Here is a 19,647-nt window from a genome sequence, read left to right on the forward strand (position 1 = left end):
CTGACGTCACGTGCAGGGGCTCTCACCCAGCGGGTGAGAGCCCCTTTCGCCGGGACACCGCGAACGTGGTACTCCACGTCCTCAGCTTCGGGAGAGCCATGGAACGTCTGGACCGCCGCCACTTCCTGACAGGCGCCATCGCCGTCAGCGTGTATGCCGCCCCCGGCAGCCGACGGCTCGGAGCCAGCGCCGCCGCCGGTGTCGCCCGACCCGGGGGGCGAGTCGGCCGCGCCGAGCCGGCCGAGCTGTGGCGGGCCGCCGACGAAGCACAGCGATGGGACTCCAAGTTCGGCGGCGGATCTCCTCGTTCCTCCGCCGTCACCCGCTGCCTCACTACCGGGTCGCCCCGCTCCTCCACGGCAGCTACAGCGACGACGTCAGGCGCGGGCTGTTCTCCGTGACGGCCGAGCTCGCGCGCGTCGCCGGCTGGAGCGCTGTGGACACCTGCCAGCACGACCTGAGCGGCCCTGGCGGCCTCCGAGCATCGTCTGGAGCGCGCCGACAACGCTGCGGAGGAACGGCGCCCTCGATGAGCGGACGTACGACGAGCGAGTGCCTTTCCTCGCTCATGCTGTGCCCTCATAGACACCTCAGGGGTTTCAGCCGTCAAGGGGCACAGGGACGTGGTGCGCGGTGGTCGAACAAGCCAGTGGTCAGACGCTGGCGAAGGCGGACAGGAGTGTGTCTGTGCGGAGCCGAAGCTCAGGTGTCTCAGCTCCTGTGACGCTGACGGACACTTCCTGACCGCCGACGGCTTGAGCGAGGGCGACCTTCAAGGTCGCGTTCGTGCCGACCAGGGGATACGAGTACCGGCTGCCGGGTGCTTCGTCGTCGGTGTCCTGGACGCCGGCTTCGATGGTCTCCCAGTCGGTTTCGTCCAAGGCGTATCCGGCGTAGCGGGACAGCAACTCGAGGAAGGCACGCAGGTTGCGGCCCCAGATCCATCCGGTGATCGGCTCGGTCATGCGTCTCCCGTCTCTGCGAGGTGGACAGCATGGCAGACGTGGTCTGCCGTCAGGCTACGGGCGTCGGGGCCACGTGCCGCAGCGGCCGCTCAGAGGTGGCGGTCCAGGAACTTCCGTACCTCGGCGATGGTCACATGCCCCGTGCCGTGCGCCACCGCCTCTCCCTCTTTCAGCAGGACGTAGGACGGGGCTCCGGTGATCCCGTATCGCTCGGTTGCGGCCGGACAACGCGTGATGTCGGCGCGGACGACCGTAAGGCGGCCCGTGTAGTCGTCGGCGATGCCACCCACGACGAGGTCCATAACCCGGCAGGGCTCGATTGCCTTGGGCCATGTCCCGGTGAAGTATGCGAGGACCGGAACTCCGCTCATCCCAAGGATGAAATTGAACTCCGCGTCCTCACGGGGTCGGTGAACCCGCTTCGTCATGGAAGCTCCTGACCTCGCGTTCCGTCATTCCATCCCCATCATCCCTCGCGCGGTGTGCCAGGCCGGCCCGGTTGGTCGTCCGGTTGACCTGTCGGAAGGGAGGCACGGGGCCGTCGCAGAATCACGGTGGTCCCCGGCGGGAGCGGCCCGGCTCCCCGCCCCTGGTGACCCGGCCTGGCCGCCCCGCCGGTCACCCAGCTGCAGCCCGCCGCGCGCCCGTGAGGCAGCTCGTGCCAGGACGGCGCCCTCCACGACGGCATGAAGGCCGTTTTCCAGGGCGTAGCGGCCCAGATCATCGACCAGATGCTCGATGGGCGCGTTGACGAGCGGGCCGGTGCGCATCGTCCACCGGATCCAGTCGAGCCGTATCTGTCACCGCGATTCTCAGGGACGGCGCCCCCGACGGGCTTCCCGAGGTCTTGTCTGGTCTTCACGTCACCCCCCGGTCTCAGCTGGCTCATACCGCTGTTCCCGGGCCGCATGAGCCGGCTGATGGCACCGAGAACGAGGCACGGTTCCTGGACCGCTCGCGGACGCGGTCGTGGACTGTCGAAGTACGTGTCAGCTGACCGGAAGACCGACCGCCAGCGTCAGTTCAAGGACCCGGTGTGGCGATGCGAGATCCGGAAACAGCTCCCGCAGCTGCGACATCCGGTACCGGACTGTCTGGGGATGGACGAACAACGCCGCCGCCACCTCGTCCCGCCTGCCCTGGTGCAGCAGCCACGCCCGCAACGTCTCCTCCAGCCGCCGTGCGGTGGCGACAGGCAGGGTCCGCAACGGTGCGAGGGCTCGGGCACGCAGGTCTGCGTACGCGTCCATGTCGGCGCTCAGCACCAGTTCGGGCAGGTGGTCCTCGGTGTCGTGAATATCGGAGGAGAGGGAGCGTGCGCGTGCGGCTCGTGCGTACGAGGCGGACGCACGAGCCCATGGCCGGGCCGGGCCGACCACGGCGGTGCGGTCGGTCAGCTGCCGCAAGAGATGTGATCGGTCGGCATCGGGGACGAGCAGCACACCGGTGGCGTCCGGCAGATCGTCGAGGACGAGGGTGCTCGGGTCGAGCGTGCGGTAGGCAGGCCGGGCCTGGGCGGCGGGCAGCAGGACCGCGGTCAGCGAAACCGGAGGCTGCCACCCGGCCCGTTGGACAGAGGCCTGCAGCACGTCCGGGCTCGCGCCGGCGAGGAGGTCGCGGGCCAGGTGTTCCAGGTGGCGCTCGTGGGCCCTGCCCCGGGCGGCCAGTTCGTCGGCGTGGCCCGCGGCGCTCGCGGCGGAGAGCTCGTCGATGTAGGCGAAGGTCAGCTCGGCGAACTTGGCGACCTCGGCGGCGGGCAGACCTGCGGGTACGGCACCCGCTGCGAGGCATCGCCAGGCCACGCGGGCGCCGACGCGGTAGGCGCTGAGCAAGGCGTCCATCGAACGGCGGTCCCGGACCTCGCCGCGGCCCAGCTCGTAGGCTGCGTCACCGGCGTCGCCACCTGCGGCGTTCCCGCTCGCGAGGTCCAGGTAGTGCCCCAGGGCGGTGCGGACGGCTCGGCGGATGGTGCTGCCCATGCGGCCCGAAAGGGCGTTGGCGTAGGGAGGGACCTCGTCGATGATCGCCTGGACGACCTCGTCGGCGGTGGTCTTCAGCACGGCCCGAAGCGCGGTGACCGTCGTCTCGTCCAGGGCCAGTTCGCTGGCCCTCCGGATTGCATGGCTCACGTTTTTGTTTCCTGCGAACAATTCAGTCGACCAGATTTACATCCTGCGGTCAGGACTTTACGCCTTGAGGCGCAGCAAGCTGGGGTCATGACGAGTGCAGCCCTCCGCAGCAGGGCGTGGAAACTGCTGGAGATGGTCACGACGCCGCTGCTGCCGTCGGACTACCTCGACCTGGTCAGCCCGCTGCGTGCGGGCGCCGACCTGCGGGGGCGCATCGAGGCCGTGCACCCCGAGACGGGTGACGCCGCGACCATCGTGATCAGGCCGGGACGGGACTGGCGCGGCCACACGGCCGGTCAGTACGTGCGGATCGGGGTCGATGTCGACGGGGTGCGCCTGTGGCGTGCGTACTCACTCACTTCACCGGCAAAGCGCCAGGACGGCCGCTTCACGATCACCGTGAAGGCGATCCCGGACGGCAAGGTCAGCAACCACCTGGTCCGCAGGGCGAAACCGGGCACGCTGGTCCAGCTCGACCAGGCGGCCGGTGACTTCGTGCTGCCGCAGGCCAAGCCCGCCAAGGTGCTCTACCTGACGGCCGGCAGCGGCATCACGCCTGTGATGGGCATGCTGCGCGACACCGAGTTCGACGACGTCGTCATGGTCCACTGCGCGCCACAGCCGCAAGATGTGATCTTCCGCAACGAACTGCACGACCTGGTCGCGGACAAGAGGCTGCGGCTCACCGAGGTGCACACCGACACAGACGGCATGCTCGACATCGCCCGTCTCGACGAACTCGTGCCCGACTGGGCCGAGCGCGAGACCTGGGCCTGCGGGCCCGCGGGCCTGCTCGACGCCGCCGAAGAGCACTGGACCGAGCACGGCGTCCAAGAGCGCCTGCACACCGAACGCTTCCGCGCCAGCATCGTCGTCGCCGGCGACGGCGGCGAGGTCACGTTCAGCGCCAGCGGCAAGACCGTCGACGCGGATGGCGCCACGCCGTTGCTGGACATCGGCGAGGAGGCCGGCGTGCTCATGCCCTCCGGGTGCCGCATGGGCATCTGCTTCGGCTGCGTCACGCCGCTCAAGGCGGGCGCCGTCCGCGACCTGCGCACCGGCGAGATCACCGAGGCCGAACCGGGCATCCTCATCCAGACCTGCGTGTCCGCCGCGGCGGGCCCCTGCGACATCGAACGGTAGGAGCACCGTGACCGCCATCGACCCCACCGCCCACCTGACCGCGGATCAGATCGAGGAGCTCGGCCGCGAGCTGGACGCGATCCGCGACGAGGTGATCGCCGGCCGCGGCGAGAAGGACGCCGCCTACATCCGCAAGGTCATCTCGGCGCAGCGCAAGCTCGAACTGGCCAGCCGGGGCGTGCTGCTGTTCTCGTTCTTCCCGCCCGCGTGGCTGCTCGGCACCGCCGGTCTGTCGGTGGCGAAGATCATGGACAACATGGAGATCGGCCACAACATCCTCCACGGCCAGTGGGACTGGATGCGGGACCCGAAGATCCACTCCACCACCTGGGAGTGGGATCACGTCTCGCCGTCCGAGCAGTGGAAGCACTCGCACAACGAGCTGCACCACACGTACACCAACGTGATCGGCAAGGACAACGACCTCGGCTACGGCATCATGCGCGTCGACGAGGACCAGAAGTGGCACCCGTTCCACCTCGGCCAGCCGCTGTGGAACTTCATCAACGCCTGCTTCTTCGAGTACGGCATCGCAGCGTACGACCTGGAGCTCGGCAAGAACCTGCACAAGCGCCGCCGCAAGAACCCGGAGTTCCGCGCGCGGGCCAAGGCCGTGAGCCGCAAGATCCGCAAGCAGGTGCTCAAGGACTACGTGATCCACCCGCTGCTGTCGGGCCCGTCGTTCCTCACCACGCTCGCCGCCACGTTCACCGCGAACCTGGTCCGCAACATCTGGTCCCACTCGGTGATCATGTGCGGGCACTTCCCCGAGGGCGTGCAGGTCTTCGAGCGCCGGTCGATCAAGGGCGAGACGCGCGGCCAGTGGTACCTGCGCCAGATGATGGGCTCGGCGAACATCAGCGGCAGCAGGGCCATGCACTTCATGACCGGCAACCTGTCGCACCAGATCGAGCACCACTTGTTCCCGGACCTGCCGAGCAACCGGTACGCCGAGGTCGCGGTGAAGGTGCGCGCGCTGTTCGAAAAGTACGAGCTGGAGTACGTCACCGGGCCGCTGCCCAAGCAGGTGTTCTCCGCGTGGCACAAGGTCTTCCGGCTCTCGCTGCCGAACAAGAAGCCCAAGGTCAAGACGCCGGACCGCGAGCAGGAACTCGTCGCGGCCTGATTCCCGGCATTGGTTCAGACCTTTCGGCCGTACCGGCGGCACCACCGGGTTCGGTGAGATCCGTTGCGGACGGTAGGCGGCCGCGACATCAGACCGTACGACACGGGATCCGGGCCGCCCGGTGTCCGGCTGCGCTGCCTGGCCGTGCGCCAAGAGCTCAGCACACAGCCCCCGGCGAGGTGTTGTAGTGCGCTGACCCGCCGTGGTCGGGCCGGTAGTCGGGTGCGTACGCGCACTCGTACGCCGACGGGCGGGCTGGGTGGAAGGCATGGGCTGTCACGTGGACTCTGCCGGATGGGATTGCGCAGCCGTACGTCGAAGACCAGCATGCTCATTGGCGTCTCACCGTCTCACGGGTGACGAACGAGGTTGAGGGTCATGCTGTGTCAGGGTCGGGGCCGATGGCACCTACTGAGCGAAGCGAACGCCCGAGGTCTCCGGTGAGGATGCGGGGGTGTCGCCACCACCACAGGTCGGGGCCGGGGCAGGTTGTGGACCTGGTCGAGTGCTTGGCCGTCGTCGTCGATGGTCGCGGCCTTGTACCGGTCGTCCAGAGCTTTGATCTGCGGGGTCCAGAGCTGGACGATGTGTTCGTCCAGCAGGAGCCATGCCTCGTGCAGCCAGTTTCGGCAGTAGAGGTCGTCGGTGTACTCGTAGATGTCGTCGCCGTAACCGCGGTCGATGACGCTCACCAGGGCGGCCCACGCGTTCACCCTTTCAGTGACCGTGAATGACGTCCGACAGCCGTGCTGGTGCAACAGCTCTCCCACCTCGGTTTCGGTAGCCACGGGCAGGAGGCTGTCACGCCGAATCCGTCCGGGCGACCGAGATATGTCCCGCCAGAGGCTGCGGCCCCTGGAGCATGATCAAGGTGAGACGATCTCGCCGTGGCTGGTGTGATCACGGCATCGGAACTCTCCTGGATAGCCCCGAATCGACGTGCGCATCGTGCGGAGCGGCGAACTGGAGATCGTCCCGCTGAAGTTCTACCTCGACGGCTTCCCCACCTCCGCGCGCGGCCGGCGCCGCGCGATCCGTGAATCGTTCGACCGGGCGGCGCGGCGCTGCCCGAGATCCAGATCGTGGACCGCGCGCAGCTCGACGCGTATCTCGCTGCGTTCCCGGACATCGTGGAGTACTGGCAGCGAGACCATCTCCTCGAATCCGCCAAAATCCTCAACCAGGAGACCGCGCTCCTCACCGGCGGGGCCCAGGACCTGCAGACTCGGTTGCAGGCGCTCGGGGAGCGGGCCGACTCGCTGGATCCCCACTGGGGCATCGACTTCGCGTGGACCGGGAACACGGTCTGGCGCACTCTGCGGGCCAAGCACCCGCAGTCTCCCGAGATCAGCCCGGTCAGCCTCCACCTGGCTCTGCATCCCCAGGCCGCGCAACGTGACGACTGGGAGCGGCTGCTCGGAACGGCACCGCGGAGACGGTGAGGCTGTCCGCCGACGAGGTACAGGAACTGCGGGTCGAAGGCCCGCCATGGCTCAGCCAGGAGCACCAGCAGGTCGCCGTGGAAATCCGGCCGCTTGCCCATCTGCCGGAGTCGGAACACGAGGTCGACCTCGTCCCCACCGACGAAGAAGGACATCCGGTGTCCTCGTTCGTGGCAGCGCTGAAGGCGGCCGGCGAAGGCTCCCGAGGGCGCTCCGTCGAGGTACACGTCGACCGCGGCCTGGCGCTGCGACTCCTGCTCCCGCACGACGACACACAGCCCGCGAACCTGCTCTGCACCTTCCAGTCGGACGGACTGACCGCCGCCGACCCCCTCCGCCAGCTCGAACTGCGCCGGCTGCTGTCCGGGCCCGGGTATCTCGCCGTGGAGGTCGACGGTCACCCCGTGATCTCCGGCCGCCTTCCAAAAGCGCCCGACGATGACCCCGCCCAGCTGGCCGACTTCGACGCCTTAGCCTCCTACATCGAAGACCTCGACATCGGCCAACGTCACACCCGCCAGTACTTCCCCGTCGACCTGGACATCCCTACCGCAGCTTCACCGTCACGCTCAACGGCTCCGACGATCCCGTCCTGCGCAGCACCCTCAGCGGGACCGGCTGCCTGAAGGTCGGCTCCGACCGCTCGGCCATCCCCGTCGGACGACGCACCCTCAACCTCGGCCCCATCGAGGCGTACCACCCGCAGATGACCGCCGAAAACGGCCCCGCAGCCCCCGCCGCCCGCGACACCGGACGCACGAAAGGGCTCCAGGTCACCTACGCGGTTCCCGACGGCCGGCACCTGCGCGCCTTCCTCGCCGCGACCACACCACCCGACCGCCCCCTCGCCCCCGTACCCCTCGGATTGCCCGGAGCCCTCGACCTCCCCTGACGACCCACCCGCAGAGTCCCGGGAACTGCCGTCAAGTCTGCCGCGCGGAGGTCAGGAAATCTGCTCGTCGCGGACACCGACGCAACCGGCACGGCACCCGCGGACCACTTCCGCCAGCGCCCAGACCACGGCCCGCACCTGCTCCCGATCCTCGCCCTGGCCGACGACTTCCAGCGTCTCGGCCGCCGCCAGACGCACGGAAAGCGGCAGATCGTCGAAGGCGGCACACTGGTACGCGACCGTGCGACGGGACTCCCGCTCCGCAGCGCTGACCCCGCCGGCAGCCAGGGGGAAGACTGCCGCCTCGTACAGCATGATCCCCGCAGAACCGCATCCGCTGATGCCTCCGCCCTGCCGTCGTCCACGACCTGCTTCAGGAAGTCCTGGGTCTGCTGGCGGCACATCGAAATCGTGACTCTCGCGCCCAGGCACACCACGGTCATGCCCGCGAGCATCCCGGCGCCCGCACCCAGCCAGCCAGCCAGCCGCCCAGCCGAAGCCCGGCATATCCCCCGGCCGATCCCGCGCACATGATCAACAGCGTCAACGCCGCAAACAGACGGGCGCGGAGCGGGACTCTCATACCCACGAGTATGCCCACCCAGGGAGTGCCACGGGCCATCGGTGCCGCACAGTGGCAGACCCGAGGGACGGCCCGACGGCATAAATCCCTGCCGGCGCCGCGCGGATGCCGTACGGTAAAGACACCGACGCGGGGTGGAGCAGCTCGGTAGCTCGCTGGGCTCATAACCCAGAGGTCGCGTGGTTCAAATCCCGCCCCCGCTACCAACATCCGGCCCCCGGCGACATTTCGTCGCCGGGGGCCGGAGTCGTTCGGCAGCAGGGCTCCAGGTCGTACGCCGTCGCCAGACGTATCCGGGTGCCTTCGCACGTCAACGGCGCCGGCGTTGACCAGCGCCAAGATGCCCCACCGGGCGGTAGGCAGCGAGGTCGGCGTCAGGAACGAGGGGCGGGCCTGCCGGTGAGTGTGCGCGGCAGCGAGGTGCAGCGAGAGATCACGGCTTCAGCGCCACGGCTCCCAACTGGGGTACGACCGTGGGCTCTTCGCCGGGCTCCGGCCGCCACAGCGAGCAGGACACGAGCCCGGGCTCCAGGAGCGTGAGCCCGTCGAAGTACTGGGCGACCTCCTCGCTGCTGCGGGCGGTGACCGGCGGTTTGGCGTTGGCGTTCCAGAACTCCATCGCCTCAAGCTGGAGGTCGCCGCCGAGTTCGGGCTCCATGGTGGGATGGGTCAGTACGAGGAAGCTGCCGGGGGACAGCGCCTCCACGAGCCGACGCGCGATGGCCCGCGCCTCGTCACCGTCAAGGACGAAGTTGAGGATGCCGAGCAGCATGAGTGCGGTGGGCTTGGTGAAGTCGAGTGTCCGTCCGGAGATGCGCAGAATGGTGTCCGGGTCGTGCACATCGGCGTCGATGTAGTCGGTGGCGCCTTCCGGGGCACTGGTCAGCAGGGCGCGGGCGTGCGCGAGCACGATGGGGTCATTGTCGACGTACACGATCCGCGACTCGGGGGCGATCCGCTGGGCGATCTCGTGGGTGTTCTCCAAGGCCGGCAGGCCGGTGCCGATGTCGAGGAACTGACGGATGCCGTGCTCCTCTGCCAGACAGCGCACGGCGCGGCCAAGGAACTCCCGGTCGGCGCGCGCGATGTCGCGGATGACGGGGATCATTCCGGCAACGTGATCGCCTACCTGCTGGTCGACCTTGTAGTTGTCCTTGCCGCCCTGCCAGTAGTTCCACACGCGAGCGTTGTGCGCCGTCCCAGTGTCGAGTCGCTGGACTGCGGCGGTGGCGCTCTGGTTCTCGCTCACGTCTTCCTCTCCTCGCACGCCCAAGGACCGCGTGAAATAGGGCACTTGCGGTCACGGCTGCGCTATGGCACATCGGTGGGCGTCATTCTGCCGTACACCGCCATCGTCGTGTCCCGGAACAGGTGGGCCGGAGGAGACTTGGGTCTACGGCGCTCTGCTTGCGGCTGTCGCCGCTTGGGTCGGTCTGCCCCTGCCGGATGATGAGATCCACCCGGCGTCCTCGTGATCCGCTCCCGGCCGGCCAGCTGATGCGGAACTCGGCTCACCCTGGGGAAGGTCGTGCACCCTTCCGGGGGGAGCGGGCCCGCGAGCCAGTAGTCAACGGCGGCCCGGGTACCGAAGGCTGAGCCGCCCGGCGGCGAGCCCTCGTGGAGTGGCCGGACTGGCCGGCCTAGGCGACCTCGTCGCCACCTGCGCCTCACCGCTCTCCCGCAACCGCGCCTTCGGCACCCGCCTCGGTACGGGATCGACCGCCGAAGATGCGGCCGCTGCCACCCGGCAGACCACCGAAGGCGTCAAAAGCACAGCAGCGATCCTCGCCCTGGCCCACGCCCACGGTGTCGAGATGCCGATCACCGGGGGGCCTCGGAGTTGCCCGGCTTGGTGCTCCGGGCGGATGCGCGCTGGTCGGTCTCCAGTGTCGGACCCGTGTGCGAGCGTGTAGCGCGAAAGCATGTGACATGTTGAAGGGGGATCGGTGGCAGCAGTGAGTGACGGCTGGGCTGGGATGGGCTGGAACTGGACGGATGTCGACGACGTTCGCCGGCGTCTCAATGAAGGCGCCGATCCAGAAAGATGGAGCGGCGGTCGGCCGCTGCATCGCGCGGCCGTGTTCGGGTCCCCGCAGGTCGTCGCCGAGCTGGCCGACCGAGTTGTGGATGTGGACGCGCTGGAGAACGGGATGACGGCGCTGTGGGAGGCCGTTGTGTCCAGGAAGCCGGACAACGCACGGGCGCTCGCCGCCGCCGGGGCTGATCCCTGGCGGCTGTCGATCGGCGGCTGGTCACCGGGGCGGCTGAGCCTGGCTGGACCGACGCCGGATCTGTTCCCGGTACCGGAGGGGGTATGTCTGACCGGCACGGAGCGTGCGGCAGCGGAGGAGGCCAAACGGCTCACCACGGCACTGGGCACATTCCACTACGACGGTACGGGGCTGGCCTGCGTGGCCGGCATCGACGCGGCCGAGGCGGTGCGCCGGCTGGAGGCGGCGCCGGTGGCGGACGGAATCATCGATGAGCTGCTGGAGGACCCGTACGAGTACGACATGGACGAGAGCTTGCAGATCATCGGCGTGACGTCCGTGCCGGGCGGCTGTGTCGTGACACAGCCCTGGGGATATGCGCCGCAGATGCCCGGCGTGCTGACCCGGTTGTCCGCCGGCACGGTCTGCTACGGCCTGTACGCCAATCCCAAGAGCGGCAACCAAGGCGGCATCGCCCGGCACGGAAGCATCGAGGGCTGGGACCTGCACCCGGGCGGAGGACCGTACGAGAACGACACCTCCGAGGAAGCGCTGACTTCGTACCTCTACCAGTACAACGCCGTGGCCTACTCCTGCGCCGTTACAGGACTGCGCCCGGCCGACCGGCGCGCCGTGGTCGGACCTCCCGATATGTGGGTTGAACTGCCCTGCCGCGACTACTGGAGTCACTGACTCACACAGACCATCGCCGCCGTGCTGACGCGCCTCAACCACGCGACGGCACGGACGCACCTGAGCGAGCACCGCGTCTCGCGAGCCGGGGGTGGAACGGTGCAGCTCGGGTTCCGGTGATACGGAGGATTCGTTTCACCGGTGAACTTCCCTCCGCCATGGGGGTGACATCGCTCCGCCACACCAGCGTGGGTGCGTAGCGGGCGCTACCTCTCTGGATCAGCAACTCCGCCGATCGAGAGAGGCCACCGCATGCGCAGGATCAGCGCCAAGCTCGCCCGGGTGACCGCGACCGCGCAGCGGCGCGGTACCTGGGGGAATACTCACCGGATCCGGACGCCAACGCGGTGGCCGAGGATCCGGCCAAGGTGAGCCAGGAGCATATCGACCGGTCGCCGATGGAGAGGGTGCGGCAGCCGGAGCTGCCGCAGAAGCTGGTCCCGGTGATCCGTGACGAGGAGACCTCTAAGGTGTTGGGCACACCTGCAGGGGCGGGGAGTTCGCTCAGCTGCGGGACGAGGCGATCATCCGGCTGTACTGCAATACGGGGGCGCGGCACACGAGGCGTTTCCCTATCTGGATCTGCGGAACAACATCCACGCGCAGCTGGTCCACCAGATCGACGAACAGCCGTCGAAGTGGGCACCCGTGTCGTTCGTCGACATCGTGTACCGCAAGCACCGGCCGGACAACCCGTTCCCCGGACTGGACGACCTGATCGCCGCCCCGGTACGCCCGGACTGACGACATCTCGCGACGGCTGCGGTCGCGGATACCGTGGCCGTCTACCGGCGGGCAGCTGTGACGAAGAAGGCGCAGAGCCGGGCACCCCGTGCGCCTGGCTCCGCGCCTGTGTTCACCCGGCATCACGTCCCGGGCCTTTGAGAGTTGGCATCCCGCTTCAAGGAGAGCCAGGGCGGTCGCAATGCGGGGACCGATGTCGTCGGAAGCAGCGCCGAGTTCTTCGGCGAAGGCTTGCACGGCTGCATCGAGGGTGGCGGTCATGCGGCAGGCGCGCAGTTCGCGGTTGGCCCCGAACACGCGGTGTTCGAACCTGTCTTGTTTGGAGCGGAAGTACAGGGGGACCGCGCGGGGTGCGGCCTCGGCCGTTGCCGCGATGTCGGCGACCATGGAGGCGTGGCGGCCGCGTTCGCTTCGCCCGCCGCCCGCACCGAGGCGGAGGCCGACTTCCTCAAGGTGCGCCGTCTGGGCCTCGATGCCTACCCGAGACTGCTGCTGCACACCGCCCACAGCACCGACCGCCTGGGCGGCCCAGTGGCCTCGGCCGACGCGCTCACCCACGCCCTGGACCAGCACCTGACCACCACCGATGCCTGAAGCCCCCCGCACTCTGTGAACGAAAGCACCCCATGTCCGCCCTGACCCAGAACGTCCACGCCGCCGGTGACACCAGTCTGAACAAGTCGTCCGTCCTGATCGCGGGCGAGCGCGAAGCACTCCTGGTCGACGGCCAGTTCACGCTCGCCGAGCAGCACCGGGCCCTGGGAGAAATCATCGACAGCGGCAAGGAGCTGACCACCGTCGTGGTCACCGCCGGCGACTCGGATTACTGTCCGAAAGAAGCGCTGTTCGAGCGGTGTCCCGATCTGGGCCTGCTGGTGTTTCTGGACCCGGGCACCCGGGTCGCCATCGGCGTGATGGCCCGGGGTTGACCGTGTCCACGATTGCTTGTGTACCTGCGCGGCGGACTACTGGTACCACCGCCTCGGTGGCGATGGCCGCGGAGTTCACCCTTACGGGCGGTGTCCTGTTCGTCGTGGTGACCACTGTCCGCTGGGTGACGGCATCACCACTCAGCCGGGCCCTGCCAAAACCGCATCTTCAGCTTGCGGTCGTGGCGGTGATCGTCGGCGCGGCGCTCGCGGGGGCGCTGTCCTCTCCATGGGGCCGTTATTCCGGCGGACATCTCAACCCGGCGGTGACCTTCGGTCTGTGGCTGACCGGCGCCTTCCCCGGCCGCCGGGCTCCGGGATCCTTCGCTGCACAGCTCACCGGTTCCGTGGCGGGAACCGGCCTGGCCCTCCTCGTGTGGGGCCCGGTCCTCGACGACCGGATGGCCTACGCCGCGGTTGAACCCGCTCCTTCCTGCTCGCCGGGCCTTGCTGTTCACCGTCGAAGCCGTGTCCACCGGCGCCGTCCTCACCGTCACCCTGCTGCTGATGTCCCGTCGCAGGTGGACACGCTGGATCCCGCTGGCCCGCCCCGCCGCCACCACTGTGGTCATGATCGCCCTCGGCACCCTCACTGGCGGGTCCGCCAATCCCGCCCGCCAGTTCGGCCCTGCTCTGTGGGCCCACCGGCCGGGTGACTGGTCACACCTGTGGCTCTATCTGCCGGCGCCCCTTGCAGGCGCGGCCCTCACCGGCGGGGTCGCCCGGTACCAGGCATATCGCCTGTCCATCCCCCGAAGAGCGGTGGCGGACGGTCGCGCGCAAGGCGATCGGAGACTGGCCGATGCGCTGATGGAAGAACGTGCTGAAGTTGGTCGCGCTGGTGAAGCCGAACTGCGCCGCGATACGGGAGGCCGGCAGGTCGCCGTGCGCCAGGAGGGTCTGGCTTCCAGGACGACCCGCCGGTCGATGATTTTTCCGCCCCGGCCCTCGAGAGGGCATGGGATGAGCAACCCATGGCCGGGGCGTCGTCCTCCAGGCAGCAGGCGCGGGTGAAGTCATAGACGACGCTCTCTGAAAAGGGCTCTCATCACTACCGGGTCGAGCAGCGCCGCGGCGGTGTCGGGCGCTGTGATCGGATGCTTCGGACCGGAGTGTCGGCAGTCGTCGGTGTGGATGCGGGCTGGCTCGGGCCCGGTTGCCGTGGGCTGCCGCTCCACGACAAAGCCGGTCGCCTTCCGCCCGCGCCGACCCGCAGCGAAGGCAAGGCAGGACTGCCGAGTCTGCTGGCGTCTGGGCAGGCTGAGCCGCTGCGGGGTCTTCGGCGTAAGCGAGTGCCCTGGAGACGGCATCGCGCTGCTGCAAGGCTCTCTTTGAGAAACGACACCGATGAATGCGATGTGCGTGAGCTGTTGGACTCGGAAATCGAGCCAGGGCACAGTAGGCACGTTCGCCCCCCGAACGGTATGAAACCTACTGTCACCTGCGGAGACCCCCATGAACCACGTCGCGGACCCCGAGCGGTACTACGGCACGATGCGCTACCGGCGCACCGGGCGCTCGGGCCTCGACCTGCCCGTCCTGTCCCTGGGCTACTGGCACAACTTCGGTGACGACCGGTCGTTCGAGAGCCAGCGGGACATCGCGCTGCGCGCCTTCGATCTCGGAATCACCCACCACGACCTGGCCAACAACTACGGCCCGCCCTACGGCTCCGCGGAGATCAACTTCGGGCGGCTGCTGAAGCAGGACCTCGCGCCGTACCGGGACGAGCTGGTCGTCTCCACGAAGGCCGGCTGGGACATGTGGCCCGGCCCCTACGGCCAGGGCGGTGGCTCCCGCAAGTACCTACTCGCCTCCCTCGACCAGTCCCTGCGGCGCACGGGCCTCGACTACGTCGACATCTTCTACTCCCACCGCCTCGACGCCGGCACGCCCCTGGAGGAGACGATGGGCGCGCTGGACACCGCCGTCCGCCAGGGCAAGGCTCTGTATGTCGGAATCTCCTCCTACGACGCCGAGCGCACCCGGCAGGCCGCCGCGATCCTGCGGGAACTGGGCACGCCCCTGCTCATCCACCAGCCGTCGTACAGCATGGTGAACCGCTGGATCGAGACCGACGGGCTGCTTGACGCGGCGCAGGAGGAGGGTTTCGGCGTCATCGGGTTCACGGCGCTCGCGCAGGGCCTGCTCACCGGGCGCTATCTCGACGGCATCCCGGAGGACTCGCGGGCCGCGGCCGGCACGTCGTTCGACGCGGACTGGCTGTCGGACGACATGGTGAACAGGCTCCGCGCGCTCAACACCATCGCCCAGCGCCGTGGGCAGACCCTCGCGCAGATGGCGCTCGCCTGGGCACTGCGTGACCGACGGGTCACCTCGCTGGTCATCGGCGCGTCGCGTACCGAACAGCTCGAGCAGAACGTCGCCGCGCTGGAGAACCTGGAGTTCACCGCGGAGGAGCTGGCCGAAATCGATACGTACGCTGTCGACAGCGGCGTCGACCTGTGGCACGACGCCCGGACCGGAAAGATGGACTGAGGCCGTACTTGTGTCGGCCGGCGCGGCCTTGGGTCCGGCTGCCGGCAGCCGGCCGCCGGAGCCAGCGCGCTTTCCAGGAGGGCAGGGGAGGTGGGGCTGCTCCGGTCTTTCCGGTGGCGGTGCCGGGCCTCGCCGGCGCGCGGTCAGGCGAAGGCGAGCGAGCGGAACGTGTTGCGGACGGGGACGAGGGATCCGTAGTCCCTCGTGTAGTAGCGCGTGTTGGTGAGCAGGAGCGCCCAGCGGCCCTGTTTGGGGGACAGCCATGCGCCTGCTGCGCCGGAGGCGTAGTGCTCCCAGATGTCGTCGGTCCCGGGGACCGTTCCCGGGGCCGGGCGCCAGAACAGTCCGCCGGCGGGGGCGAGTTCGCCGGTCTGGGGCCGCAGCGACTCCTTGGTCCAGGCGGTGCCGAAGCCCGGTCGGCTGCCGTCGCGTCCCGGCTGGAGCAGGTGGCGGAGGAAGGCCGCGAGGTCGGGGAGGACGGAGAACACACCCGAGGTGCCGCGGACTTCGCCGAGCAGGCGCGCCGGAAGTCCGTGGGCGGTGCCCCTCAGGCGAGCCCCGGTGATGTCGTCGAGTTCGGTCGGCGCGCACCGGGCGGTCGCTTCGCCGGGCAAGGGGCCGTAGCGGGTGCGTGTCATGCCCAGGGGCTGCCACACTCCGGTGGCCGCGAGGACGTCGAGGCTCTGGCCTGAGAGTTCCTCGGCGAGGTAGCCGAGGACGAGGGCGGCGCGGTCGGAGTACTCCACGGCCGCACCGGGCGGGCGGCGCAGGGCCTCGTGGAGGACGCCTTCGCGCATGTCCTGGGGGTCGGTGCCGTACCGGTTCAACAGGTCGGTCCCGAGCGGGACGCCCGCCGTATGGGTGAGCAGATGGCGTGTGCTGACCCGGCCAAGCGGGTGGTCGCGCACCTCGGACCAGAAGTCACCCAGCTGGGCGTCGAGGTGCAGCTCGCCGGCTTCGACCAGGGATCCGATGGACGACCACACCGCGAGGATCTCCGTGAGGCCTTCGACGTCGAAGACCGTGTCGTGCCGCATCGGTTCGTCGGGCTGGTCGGGATCCAGGACCCCCTGGGTGCCGAAGGCCATGTTTCCGGAGCGGTCGCCGACGGCCCAGACGGCGCCCGGGTAGACCTTGTCGCGGGCACCTTCGCCGACGCAATCACGGATGCGGTCGATGTCGAGGTCGAGGGCCATGGTCTCCCGATCTGTCCTGGGCCGTGCGGTCTCCCGTAGCTCAGCGTAGTGAGGCGGGCTGGGAGGTCCTGGCTGCGCCACGGCGAGCCGGCCGCACTGTGCGCCGAGGTTGCGCGCCTGCCGCCGGCCGGCGAACGGGCACCGCCCGCCGGCCGGCGAACGGGCACCGCCCACCGGTCGGCGAGCGGGCACCGCCCGCCGACCGGCTGAGGCCGCGCCGCCAACCGGCGGGTTCTGCGTGCCGGCCGCCCGGGGGCCTGCTCCCGCAGGGGTAGGCATCGAGCCGGGCATGCGACGAGCGGAGCGCACATGATCCGGGTACTGGTGGTCGACGACGAAGCTTTGATCCGTACGGGTTTCACACACATCCTCGAAGCGGCGGACGACATCGAAGTCGTCGCGGCGGTACCCGGCGGCCAGGCCGTGCAGACGGTACGGGAACTGTGCCCCGACGTCGTCCTGCTCGACATTCGGATGCCGGACGTGGACGGGCTGACGGTCCTGGCCGAAGTCCGCCGCATGCCGAAGCCCCCGGTGGTCGCCATGCTCACCACGTTCGACACCGACGAGTACGTGACGACCGCCCTGCGTTCGGGCGCCGCGGGATTCCTGCTCAAGGACACCGATCCCGAGCAGCTTCCCTACCTGGTGCGTACCCTGGCCGAGGAAGGGACCGTACTGTCGTCCAAGGTCACCCGACTGGTGGTGGGCGGCTACCTCGACAACAACGTCCGCGAGCCCGCCGCCGTCCGTCTGACCGCTCGCCTCACCGAGCGCGAGCGGGCCGTGCTCGTCCTCATGGCCGAAGGACTCGCCAACAACGAGATCGGCGAACGGCTGCACCTGAGCACCGGCACCATCAAGGGGCATGTCACCAACGTGCTCGGCAAACTGCAGGTGAGCAGCCGTGTCCAGGCGGCTCTGATCGCCGAGCGCGCGGGCCTGCTCACCCACGCGCAGGACGAGGGCGTCCGATGAGCCGGCGACAGCCGCGGGCCGTGCTCACGGACATCGCTCTCGTCGGGATCGCGCTGGCGGACGCATGGGCTCACGTCGACATCGAGGACCGGCCGACCACTGCCTGCGCGCTGCTCGGTGCCCTCGCCCTGGCACTGCGTCACCGGCTGCCCCTGACGACCTTCGTCCTCACGCTCCCCACCGGACTGGTCACCGACGCGGTGGTCGCCCCCACGGCCGCGCTGTACACGCTGTCCTCCGTCAACCGCCACCGTTTCCTGCTGGGCGGCTGCGCGCTGCTCTACGCGATCATCGACTTCCTGCCCTGGCCGTGGTCGTCCCTCGACGCCACCGAGCTGTCGCAGACGAACAGCCTGTTCCACCTCAGCTACACACTGGCCACCGCTGCCGCTCCCGTTTTCCTGGGCCAGCTCGTCCAGGCCCGGCGCGAGCTCTCGCTGCGGCTCGCCGACATCTCCGAGGCCCGCAGGCAGGAACGGCTGCTGACCGCTCAGAGCGTGCTGGCCAAGGAGCGTGCCCAGCTTGCCCGGGAGATGCACGACGTGGTCTCCCACCAGGTCAGTCTCATCGCCGTACAGGCCGGAGCGCTCCAGGTGGGCGGCCGGGACGCCGAGACGAGACAGGCCGCGGCCACGATCCGCCGGCTGAGCGTGCAGACCCTGGAAGAGCTGCGGCACATGGTCGGCGTGCTGCGGGCCTCCGGCAGCAGGCCCACAGAGCTCACGCCGCAGCCCTCGCTCGCCGACCTGGAGCATCTGCTGGAGGCCGGCGGCATCGAAGCCAAGCTGGAGACCGATGTGCCCGAGGAGCTGCCGCCCACGGTGCAGCGGGCCGTCTACCGGACCGTCCAGGAAGCGCTGACCAATGTCCGCAAACACGCCCCCGGCGCCTCCGTGACCGTCCGTATCGGGCTCGGGGAGGGTGTTCTCCGCGCCACGGTCACCAACACCGCCCCCACCCGAAGCGCGCTCGCCCTGCCCAGCGCCCATCACGGCCTGGCGGGTCTGGCCCAGCGGGCGGAGCTCCTCGGCGGTACCGTCACGTCCGGCCCCACGGATCAGGGAGGCTACGAGCTCCGGCTCGAACTGCCCCATGAGCCGAACCGGTGAACGCGGCCGCCGAAACGCCCCGCGCGTTCGCCGCGCCTGGTTCCGGCCGGGTCGGGTCGCCGGGGTGGGCCGGCCGGTCGGCGGGGTGGTTTCGGACACCTGGCGGATGGTGCCGCAGGGGGCCTGCACCGACCGTGGAACACGTGAGGCACGACGTGCCGGCAGCTGTCCGCACCGTCCGAAGCCATTCCCGGCCAGGAAAGAGGTAGGTCCCATGCCGATCGACCTGACGCTCCTGTGCGCGCCCGGCGGTGACCCCACTCTGGATCCGCTCCTCGGCGACGCCCATCTGAGCGAGGACAACATGCACATGGCAGGCGCTGCGAGAGCAGTGCTCTCTCCCCGCGAGCCGGCCGTCCGGGCCCCTTCGATCCGCTGCTCGGAGACTGCTGACGCCATCGGTCTCGTGGCATCGTCCGAGCCCATGCTGCGCGATCTCAACGTGGGCAGGTGGTGCGGTCGCACGGTCGGCGAAGTCGCCGCGACCGACCCCGACGGGTTCACCGCCTGGCTCACGGATCCGGATGCCACGCCGCACGACGGAGAGTCCGTACGGCAGCTGTGCCGCCGGTCGGCGGACTGGCTGAGCAGCATGGCACCGCACACAGGCCACGCGGTGGCCATCACCGAAGCAGCCGTCATCCGGGCCGTGCTCATCGACGCGCTTGCCGTACCGGCACGAGCGTTCTGGCATCTCGCCGTGCCACCCCTGTGCGCCGTCTTCCTCACCAGGCGAAACGGCCGCTGGGACGTCCAGTTCGGCAGCATCCCACCCCAGGAGCCCCGGCACCGGCTCCTCTCCCGACGAGCGACGCCCGCGACGAGCAGGGCCTGACCAGCGCATTCGAGGTGAGGGGCAGGCCCGGCGCCTCGTGGAGGAGCAGGGCAAGTGACTGTTGCGGGTCTTGCCCTGCTGGGTCGATGACGATGTGCTCCCGGTTCCACGGTTCGTAGTCGCGGTTGAGAACCTGCTGCCAGTCGGGCAGTGGCAGCTCGGGGATGTCGATCG

General features: G+C 69.3%; 21 protein-coding genes, 1 tRNA gene and 2 pseudogenes. 16 read left to right on the top strand and 8 right to left on the bottom strand.

Going from position 1 to position 19,647, the window contains the following annotated elements; translation table 11 throughout:
• Window positions 1-653: 653 nt before the first annotated feature.
• The 3 genes from SSP29_RS21825 to SSP29_RS21835 form a co-directional block, all read right to left on the bottom strand.
• On the bottom strand, window positions 654-965 hold the full coding sequence (locus SSP29_RS21825; RefSeq protein ID WP_089102453.1) for a hypothetical protein: 312 nt from the start codon (window positions 963-965) through the stop codon (window positions 654-656).
• An 89-nt stretch (window positions 966-1,054) separates the two neighbouring features.
• Entirely contained in the window at window positions 1,055-1,393 is a 339-nt protein-coding gene (locus SSP29_RS21830) for a thioredoxin family protein (RefSeq protein ID WP_089102454.1), read from the bottom strand.
• A 561-nt stretch (window positions 1,394-1,954) separates the two neighbouring features.
• On the bottom strand, window positions 1,955-3,094 hold the full coding sequence (locus SSP29_RS21835) for a PucR-like N-terminal domain-containing protein (protein WP_089102455.1): 1,140 nt from the start codon (window positions 3,092-3,094) through the stop codon (window positions 1,955-1,957).
• Between the two features lie 87 nt (window positions 3,095-3,181).
• Here SSP29_RS21835 and SSP29_RS21840 point away from each other — a divergent pair, with 87 nt between their 5' ends.
• Window positions 3,182-4,237 carry a ferredoxin reductase gene (locus SSP29_RS21840; RefSeq protein ID WP_089102456.1) on the top strand — a complete coding sequence of 352 codons (1,056 nt, stop codon included), beginning with the start codon at window positions 3,182-3,184 and terminating at the stop codon, window positions 4,235-4,237.
• A gap of 7 nt (window positions 4,238-4,244) precedes the next feature.
• On the top strand, window positions 4,245-5,363 hold the full coding sequence (locus tag SSP29_RS21845) for a fatty acid desaturase family protein (RefSeq protein ID WP_089102457.1): 1,119 nt from the start codon (window positions 4,245-4,247) through the stop codon (window positions 5,361-5,363).
• Between the two features lie 386 nt (window positions 5,364-5,749).
• On the opposite strand, the gene SSP29_RS21850 is transcribed toward SSP29_RS21845, so the two are convergent.
• Window positions 5,750-6,151: a hypothetical protein gene (locus SSP29_RS21850; RefSeq protein ID WP_150134640.1), complete on the bottom strand. Its 402-nt coding sequence runs from the start codon at window positions 6,149-6,151 to the stop codon at window positions 5,750-5,752.
• A 294-nt stretch (window positions 6,152-6,445) separates the two neighbouring features.
• On the opposite strand from SSP29_RS21850, the gene SSP29_RS21855 reads away from it, so the two are divergent.
• From SSP29_RS21855 to SSP29_RS21865, 3 genes are all read left to right on the top strand, one after another.
• Window positions 6,446-6,805: a hypothetical protein gene (locus tag SSP29_RS21855; RefSeq protein ID WP_089102458.1), complete on the top strand. Its 360-nt coding sequence runs from the start codon at window positions 6,446-6,448 to the stop codon at window positions 6,803-6,805.
• On the top strand, window positions 6,802-7,431 hold the full coding sequence (locus tag SSP29_RS21860; RefSeq protein WP_089102459.1) for a hypothetical protein: 630 nt from the start codon (window positions 6,802-6,804) through the stop codon (window positions 7,429-7,431). Before SSP29_RS21855 ends, SSP29_RS21860 begins: the two co-directional genes overlap by 4 nt.
• Before the next feature lie 80 nt (window positions 7,432-7,511).
• The gene (locus SSP29_RS21865) at window positions 7,512-7,697 is read left to right on the top strand and encodes a hypothetical protein (protein WP_089102460.1); all 186 of its coding nucleotides are present in this window, start codon (window positions 7,512-7,514) and stop codon (window positions 7,695-7,697) included.
• A gap of 51 nt (window positions 7,698-7,748) precedes the next feature.
• On the opposite strand, the gene SSP29_RS21870 is transcribed toward SSP29_RS21865, so the two are convergent.
• On the bottom strand, window positions 7,749-8,012 hold the full coding sequence (locus SSP29_RS21870) for a hypothetical protein (RefSeq protein ID WP_089102461.1): 264 nt from the start codon (window positions 8,010-8,012) through the stop codon (window positions 7,749-7,751).
• A 396-nt stretch (window positions 8,013-8,408) separates the two neighbouring features.
• Here SSP29_RS21870 and SSP29_RS21875 point away from each other — a divergent pair.
• Window positions 8,409-8,486 (top strand) — tRNA-Met (locus SSP29_RS21875).
• 227 nt (window positions 8,487-8,713) lie between these two features.
• On the opposite strand, the gene SSP29_RS21880 is transcribed toward SSP29_RS21875, so the two are convergent.
• On the bottom strand, window positions 8,714-9,529 hold the full coding sequence (locus tag SSP29_RS21880) for an SAM-dependent methyltransferase (protein WP_089102462.1): 816 nt from the start codon (window positions 9,527-9,529) through the stop codon (window positions 8,714-8,716).
• 358 nt (window positions 9,530-9,887) lie between these two features.
• Between SSP29_RS21880 and SSP29_RS59855 the strand changes: the two are divergent.
• Both SSP29_RS59855 and SSP29_RS21890 read left to right on the top strand, forming a co-directional pair.
• Window positions 9,888-10,106, top strand: a pseudogene (locus SSP29_RS59855) (NAD(P)H-dependent glycerol-3-phosphate dehydrogenase); the annotation flags it as partial.
• Window positions 10,107-10,256: 150 nt separating this feature from the next.
• A complete protein-coding gene (locus SSP29_RS21890; RefSeq protein ID WP_438363805.1) occupies window positions 10,257-11,183 on the top strand; it encodes an ankyrin repeat domain-containing protein in 927 nt (308 codons plus the stop codon).
• A gap of 504 nt (window positions 11,184-11,687) precedes the next feature.
• On the opposite strand, the gene SSP29_RS52590 is transcribed toward SSP29_RS21890, so the two are convergent.
• Window positions 11,688-12,314, bottom strand: a complete 627-nt coding sequence (locus SSP29_RS52590; protein ID WP_145968941.1) for a hypothetical protein — start codon at window positions 12,312-12,314, stop codon at window positions 11,688-11,690.
• Window positions 12,315-12,320: 6 nt separating this feature from the next.
• On the opposite strand from SSP29_RS52590, the gene SSP29_RS21895 reads away from it, so the two are divergent.
• The 5 genes and pseudogenes from SSP29_RS21895 to mgrA all read left to right on the top strand — a co-directional run bounded on the left by SSP29_RS21895 (window position 12,321) and on the right by mgrA (window position 15,355).
• Window positions 12,321-12,521, top strand: coding sequence for a hypothetical protein (locus tag SSP29_RS21895; RefSeq protein ID WP_150134643.1), 201 nt, complete (start codon window positions 12,321-12,323; stop codon window positions 12,519-12,521).
• A 32-nt stretch (window positions 12,522-12,553) separates the two neighbouring features.
• Window positions 12,554-12,856 (top strand): MBL fold metallo-hydrolase, encoded by a 303-nt coding sequence (locus SSP29_RS59095; protein WP_150134644.1) that lies wholly within the window; start codon window positions 12,554-12,556, stop codon window positions 12,854-12,856.
• 62 nt (window positions 12,857-12,918) lie between these two features.
• Window positions 12,919-13,269, top strand: a pseudogene (locus tag SSP29_RS61245) (aquaporin); the annotation flags it as partial.
• A 34-nt stretch (window positions 13,270-13,303) separates the two neighbouring features.
• Window positions 13,304-13,870, top strand: coding sequence for an aquaporin (locus SSP29_RS61250; protein WP_368669248.1), 567 nt, complete (start codon window positions 13,304-13,306; stop codon window positions 13,868-13,870).
• 441 nt (window positions 13,871-14,311) lie between these two features.
• Complete coding sequence (gene mgrA, locus SSP29_RS21915; RefSeq protein WP_089102466.1) at window positions 14,312-15,355, top strand: L-glyceraldehyde 3-phosphate reductase; 1,044 nt, start codon at window positions 14,312-14,314, stop codon at window positions 15,353-15,355.
• Window positions 15,356-15,498: 143 nt separating this feature from the next.
• Here mgrA and SSP29_RS21920 read toward each other — a convergent pair whose 3' ends face one another.
• A complete protein-coding gene (locus SSP29_RS21920) occupies window positions 15,499-16,551 on the bottom strand; it encodes a serine hydrolase domain-containing protein (protein ID WP_089102467.1) in 1,053 nt (350 codons plus the stop codon).
• A 309-nt stretch (window positions 16,552-16,860) separates the two neighbouring features.
• Between SSP29_RS21920 and SSP29_RS21925 the strand changes: the two genes are divergently transcribed.
• From SSP29_RS21925 to SSP29_RS21935, 3 genes are all read left to right on the top strand, one after another.
• A complete protein-coding gene (locus SSP29_RS21925; protein WP_089102468.1) occupies window positions 16,861-17,529 on the top strand; it encodes a response regulator in 669 nt (222 codons plus the stop codon).
• Entirely contained in the window at window positions 17,526-18,638 is a 1,113-nt protein-coding gene (locus SSP29_RS21930; protein ID WP_089102469.1) for a sensor histidine kinase, read from the top strand. The genes SSP29_RS21925 and SSP29_RS21930 overlap by 4 nt, the downstream gene beginning before the upstream one ends.
• Before the next feature lie 214 nt (window positions 18,639-18,852).
• Entirely contained in the window at window positions 18,853-19,473 is a 621-nt protein-coding gene (locus SSP29_RS21935) for a histidine phosphatase family protein (protein ID WP_089102470.1), read from the top strand.
• Window positions 19,474-19,647: the final 174 nt, after the last annotated feature.

The sequence above is a fragment of the Streptomyces hyaluromycini genome (assembly GCF_002217755.1).
GTDB lineage: Bacteria > Actinomycetota > Actinomycetes > Streptomycetales > Streptomycetaceae > Streptomyces > Streptomyces hyaluromycini.

Excerpts from the sequence above, each read along its gene's own strand:
- SSP29_RS21840 (WP_089102456.1), top strand. The coding sequence starts at position 3,182 with ATGACGAGTGCAGCCCTCCGCAGCAGGGCGTGGAAACTGCTGGAGATG.
- SSP29_RS21930 (WP_089102469.1), top strand. The coding sequence starts at position 17,526 with ATGAGCCGGCGACAGCCGCGGGCCGTGCTCACGGACATCGCTCTCGTC.
- SSP29_RS21870 (WP_089102461.1), bottom strand. The coding sequence starts at position 8,012 with ATGCTGTACGAGGCGGCAGTCTTCCCCCTGGCTGCCGGCGGGGTCAGC.
- SSP29_RS21830 (WP_089102454.1), bottom strand. The coding sequence starts at position 1,393 with ATGACGAAGCGGGTTCACCGACCCCGTGAGGACGCGGAGTTCAATTTC.
- SSP29_RS21935 (WP_089102470.1), top strand. The coding sequence starts at position 18,853 with ATGCCGATCGACCTGACGCTCCTGTGCGCGCCCGGCGGTGACCCCACT.
- SSP29_RS21920 (WP_089102467.1), bottom strand. The coding sequence starts at position 16,551 with ATGGCCCTCGACCTCGACATCGACCGCATCCGTGATTGCGTCGGCGAA.
- SSP29_RS52590 (WP_145968941.1), bottom strand. The coding sequence starts at position 12,314 with ATGGTCGCCGACATCGCGGCAACGGCCGAGGCCGCACCCCGCGCGGTC.
- mgrA (WP_089102466.1), top strand. The coding sequence starts at position 14,312 with ATGAACCACGTCGCGGACCCCGAGCGGTACTACGGCACGATGCGCTAC.
- SSP29_RS21925 (WP_089102468.1), top strand. The coding sequence starts at position 16,861 with ATGATCCGGGTACTGGTGGTCGACGACGAAGCTTTGATCCGTACGGGT.
- SSP29_RS21825 (WP_089102453.1), bottom strand. The coding sequence starts at position 965 with ATGACCGAGCCGATCACCGGATGGATCTGGGGCCGCAACCTGCGTGCC.
- SSP29_RS21890 (WP_438363805.1), top strand. The coding sequence starts at position 10,257 with ATGGGCTGGAACTGGACGGATGTCGACGACGTTCGCCGGCGTCTCAAT.
- SSP29_RS21865 (WP_089102460.1), top strand. The coding sequence starts at position 7,512 with ATGACCGCCGAAAACGGCCCCGCAGCCCCCGCCGCCCGCGACACCGGA.
- SSP29_RS59095 (WP_150134644.1), top strand. The coding sequence starts at position 12,554 with ATGTCCGCCCTGACCCAGAACGTCCACGCCGCCGGTGACACCAGTCTG.